Source organism: Sphingopyxis sp. (assembly GCF_036402335.1).
GTDB lineage: Bacteria > Pseudomonadota > Alphaproteobacteria > Sphingomonadales > Sphingomonadaceae > Sphingopyxis.
Window position 1 is genome coordinate 1 of record NZ_DASWTD010000200.1, and the last position, 4178, is coordinate 4178.

Here is a 4178-nt window from a genome sequence, read left to right on the forward strand (position 1 = left end):
GAGGAACGCCGCCTCGCCTATGTCGCGATCACCCGCGCGCGCCAGCGCGCAAGCATCTATCACGCGGCGAACCGCCGCATCTACGGCCAGTGGATGAGCAGCATCCCCAGCCGCTTCATTGCCGAAATCCCGCCCGAACATGTCGACAGCGAAAACAGCTTCGGCGGTGGCGCCAGCCTGTGGCGTGCGAACTGGTCGGCGCAGGGTGATCCCTTTGCGCATGTCGCCGAACGCCAGCCCGCGCGGACGATGACCCGCGGCCCCGCATGGCAGCGCGCCCTCGCCTCCTCCTCGACCGTCACCCGCGCGCCAGCGCCCAGCGAAAGGGGGCCGGCGGCTTCGGTCGGCGCCAAGGCGCGCTCGGACCTTGCCATCGGGATGCGCGTCTTCCACGAGAAATTCGGATACGGCGAAATCATGGATATCGACGGCAACAAGCTCGAGGTCGAGTTCGATCAAGCCGGCAGCAAGAGGGTGCTCGACAGCTTCGTCAACGCGGCCTGATTTCTATTGTCTACCTCTTTAGTTATGATATGCCATCTCCCGCGGCCAACGAGTCGCGTTTTGGGAGAATCTGAATGCGAAATAAGCTCTTAGCGGGCGCGATAGCGCTCGCCCTGATCGGCTGCTCGGAAAAATCGGCCGAAGAAGCTGCCACGACCGATACCTCCACTACCGAAGCTGTCGCCGGGGAAAGTGCCGCCGATGCCGCGACACCCCGCATCGGTGTCGAGGCCGCTCCCGGCGTTGCCTTCGACTATAGTTACGCCTTCCGCCTTGCCGACAACCGCATTGCCAAGGTGCAGGAAGAACATGCCGCCGCATGCGAGGCCTTGGGCGTCCAGCGCTGCCGCATCGTCGACGTCCGCTATCAACTCACCGACGAGAAACTCGTCGAGGCGCAAACCCAGTTCAAGCTTGACCCCGGCATCGCCCGCAAATTCGGTGCGAATGCGATCGCCAGCGTCGAAAAAGCCGAGGGCGTGCTTGCCGATGCGAGCGTCGCCGGCGAGGACGTGGGGACCGAAATCCTCGCTTCGCAACAACGCAGCGCCGGCTCGGAAACCGAAATTGCTCGCCTCGAAGAACGGCTGAAATCAGGCGGACTCGACAAGCGCGAGCGCGCCGAGCTGCTCGCGCAGATCAGCCAGCTCCGCGGCCAGATCGGCGACGAGCGCCAGGCCCGCCGCAGCGGCGAGGCACGCATCGCGTGGACGAGCGTCGCGTTCAACTATGTCAGCGACGGCCGCCTCCCCGGCATCGGTCATGAAAATCCCTTTGCCGACGCTGGCGAAACGCTGATGCGCAGCGGCAGCACGGCGCTGTCTTTCACCCTGACGCTCGGTGCGGCCTTGCTGCCCTGGGCCATTCTCTTGGGGCTGATCGTTGCCTTCTGGCGCAGCCGCTTCATGGTCGCTGTCCGCCAGCAAATGGCGAAGCCCGCCACACACGAAACGCCTCCGTCAGCCAGCTGACGCGAACCCGGGGTCGCTTGCAAAGGTCCAACGCCGCGTTATGGCAAGGCCATGACGCGGCAAGGGACAGAAAAGCGATGACCAATCCGGGAATGGACGCCGATATCTATGAAGCCTTTATGGAACAGCTGCAGCGCTATGTCCGCGAGCGGCTGATCCCCGCGGAAGACCAGCTTGAAGAACTCGGCCGCGTTCCCGACGATATCCTTGGTGAAATGCGTGAAATGGGCCTGTTCGGCGTCACCATGCCCGAGGAACATGGCGGCGCGGGGATGAACGTCAGCCAATATGTCGGATTCATCCGCGAACTCGCCTACGCCTCGCCCGCCTACCGTTCCATCGTTTCAATCAACATCGGCATGGTGTGCAAATCGCTCGTCGGTTTCGGCACGCAACAGCAGAAGGAATATTGGCTGCCGAAGCTCGCGGCGGGATCGATCGCAGCCTTTGGTCTTACCGAACCCGACAGCGGATCGGATAGCGCCGCGATGAAGACCCGCGCCGTGCGCGACGGCAACGGCTATGTCCTCAATGGCACGAAGCGCTACATCACCAACGCCCCCTTTGCCGACGTGATCCTCGTGATGGCGCGGACCAACGCCGAAGCCCTGCCCAAGAACGCCCATGTCAGCGCCTTCATGGTGCCGCGCAATGCGCCCGGCGTGTCGATCGGCAAGCCCGACGGCAAGATGGGTCAGGCCGGCTCGCAGATTGCCGACGTGATTCTCGAGGATGTGCACGTCGACGGCGACGCACTGCTCGGCGGCGAGGAAGGTATCGGCTTTCGCGCGGCGATGCAGAGCCTCGACAACGGCCGTCTTTCGGTCGCCGCGGCGAGCGTCGGCTATGCGAAGCGGATGCTCGACGCGGGGCTCAAATATGCGATGGAACGCAAGGCGTTCGGCGAGCCGATCGCGAACTTCCAGCTGATCCAGGCGATGCTCGCCGACAGCAAGGCTGAAATTTACGCCGCCGAGTGCATGCTCGCCGACGCCTGCGCGCGCGCCGACCGCGGCGAGAAAATCCTGGTCGAGGCAGCGGCAACCAAGATGTTCGCGAGCGAGATGTGCGGGCGCGTCGCCGACCGCGTGGTGCAGATCCACGGCGGTGCGGGCTACCTCAAGGAATATCTGGCCGAGCGCTTCTATCGCGACTGCCGCATTTACCGGATTTATGAAGGGACGACGCAGATCCAGCAGCTAGTCATCGCGAAGAACATGATTCGCGACTTTGCGGGCTGATCGGTCGGAAGGGTCGCTGGTGGAGCCGAGGGGAATCGAACCCCTGACCTCTGCAGTGCGATTGCAGCGCTCTCCCATCTGAGCTACGGCCCCGCGACCGGCGGGTCTTAACGGCACCGCAGGGCGGTGGCAACGGCTTTTCTGGCGGTCGCCGCCGAATATGGAATGGGGGATTCCGATGGCCAAGGCATGGCATTTGACCAGCCGCCCGCACGGGCTGCCAACGATCGATAATTTCGCGTTGCTTGACCTGCCCGACGCGCCGCTCGACAACGACCAGCTTCGCGTTCGGAACCTGTGGCTGTCGGTCGATCCCTATATGCGCGGCCGCATGAACGATGCGAGAAGCTACTCGGCAAGCTTCCAGATCGATCAGCCGATGACCGGCGGTGCGATCGGCGAAGTGCTCGAAAGCAGGCTGGAGGGTTTCGCAGCGGGAGACCTGATCCTTCATATGGGCGGTTGGCGCGACGGCGGAATCATCGGTCTCGACATGATGCCGAACAAACTGCCCGCCGAGGCATTGGCGGCGGGAATGACCCCGCAAACCTTCCTGCACAATATGGGCCTGACGGGCGGAACCGCGTGGATCGGCTTGCTCCGCGTTGCCGCCGCGAAGCCTGGCGATACCGTCTTTGTGTCGGCCGCGGCCGGCGCCGTCGGATCGGCGGTGGTGCAAATTGCCAAGGCGCGCGAAATGACCGTCATCGCTTCGGCTGGCGGCGCCGCGAAATGCGCCTGGGTCGACGATCTCGGGGCCGATGCGACGATCGACTACAAGGCGGGGGCCGTGCTGCCGCAACTCGCCGCGGCGCTCGAACGCCTCGGCAAGCCCGGGGTCGACGTCTATTTCGACAATGTCGGCGGCGAACATCTCGACGCGGCGTTTGCCACGGCAAATGATTTCGCCCGCTTTGCGATCTGCGGCATGATCGACGTCTACAACGACGGAAAGCCGCAGGAGATGAAATATCTGATCCGCTCGATCCCGGCGCGGATCCGGATGGAGGGCTTTATCTACACCGACCAGTTCATCGACTGTATGGAGGAATTCTACGCCGACATGGGCGGCCTGATCGCCAGCGGTGCGGTGACGATACGCGAGACCGTTCACCATGGGCTGGCCTCGGCCCCCGAAGCCTTCCTCGGGCTGTTCTCGGGCGCCAATACCGGAAAGATGCTGGTCAGGCTCTGACCGTCTTCCCGGCGCAGGCGGGTTTTAGCTGCCGAAACCGACCGACAGGAAGTCCGGCATCGGACCATTCCAGCCGTCGTCCGGACCATCCACATCGTCATGCCGCGGCGAAGGCGTGGGCTTGCGATCGCCACGCGGCGGTTTGGCCGGTCGTGCCTCGGAAGCCGCAGTCGCGGGACGGGCGGGCGTTTTCTCCGCCTTCGCAGCACTCTTGCCACGTCCGCCGCGCGCCGAACGGCCGCGCCGCGGTTCGGCTTCTTCGTCGTC

General features: G+C 64.1%; 3 protein-coding genes, 1 tRNA gene and 2 pseudogenes. 4 read left to right on the top strand and 2 right to left on the bottom strand.

All coding sequences use genetic code 11. The features are described 5' to 3' along the window. From VGD20_RS06370 to VGD20_RS06380, 3 genes and pseudogenes are all read left to right on the top strand, one after another. Positions 1-504: pseudogene (locus VGD20_RS06370) on the top strand (DNA helicase II); the annotation flags it as partial. Positions 505-578: 74 nt separating this feature from the next. Beyond that, complete coding sequence (locus tag VGD20_RS06375; protein WP_331133653.1) at positions 579-1475, top strand: DUF4349 domain-containing protein; 897 nt, start codon at positions 579-581, stop codon at positions 1473-1475. 77 nt (positions 1476-1552) lie between these two features. Further along, positions 1553-2716: an acyl-CoA dehydrogenase family protein gene (locus VGD20_RS06380; protein ID WP_331133654.1), complete on the top strand. Its 1164-nt coding sequence runs from the start codon at positions 1553-1555 to the stop codon at positions 2714-2716. A gap of 17 nt (positions 2717-2733) precedes the next feature. On the opposite strand, the gene VGD20_RS06385 is transcribed toward VGD20_RS06380, so the two are convergent. Further along, positions 2734-2809: transfer RNA gene (locus VGD20_RS06385), tRNA-Ala, on the bottom strand. 85 nt (positions 2810-2894) lie between these two features. Between VGD20_RS06385 and VGD20_RS06390 the strand changes: the two genes are divergently transcribed. After that, positions 2895-3911 carry an NADP-dependent oxidoreductase gene (locus tag VGD20_RS06390; RefSeq protein ID WP_331133655.1) on the top strand — a complete coding sequence of 339 codons (1017 nt, stop codon included), beginning with the start codon at positions 2895-2897 and terminating at the stop codon, positions 3909-3911. A 24-nt stretch (positions 3912-3935) separates the two neighbouring features. On the opposite strand, the pseudogene VGD20_RS06395 reads toward VGD20_RS06390, so the two are convergent. Then, positions 3936-4178 (bottom strand): annotated as a pseudogene (locus VGD20_RS06395) (ATP-dependent helicase); the annotation flags it as partial.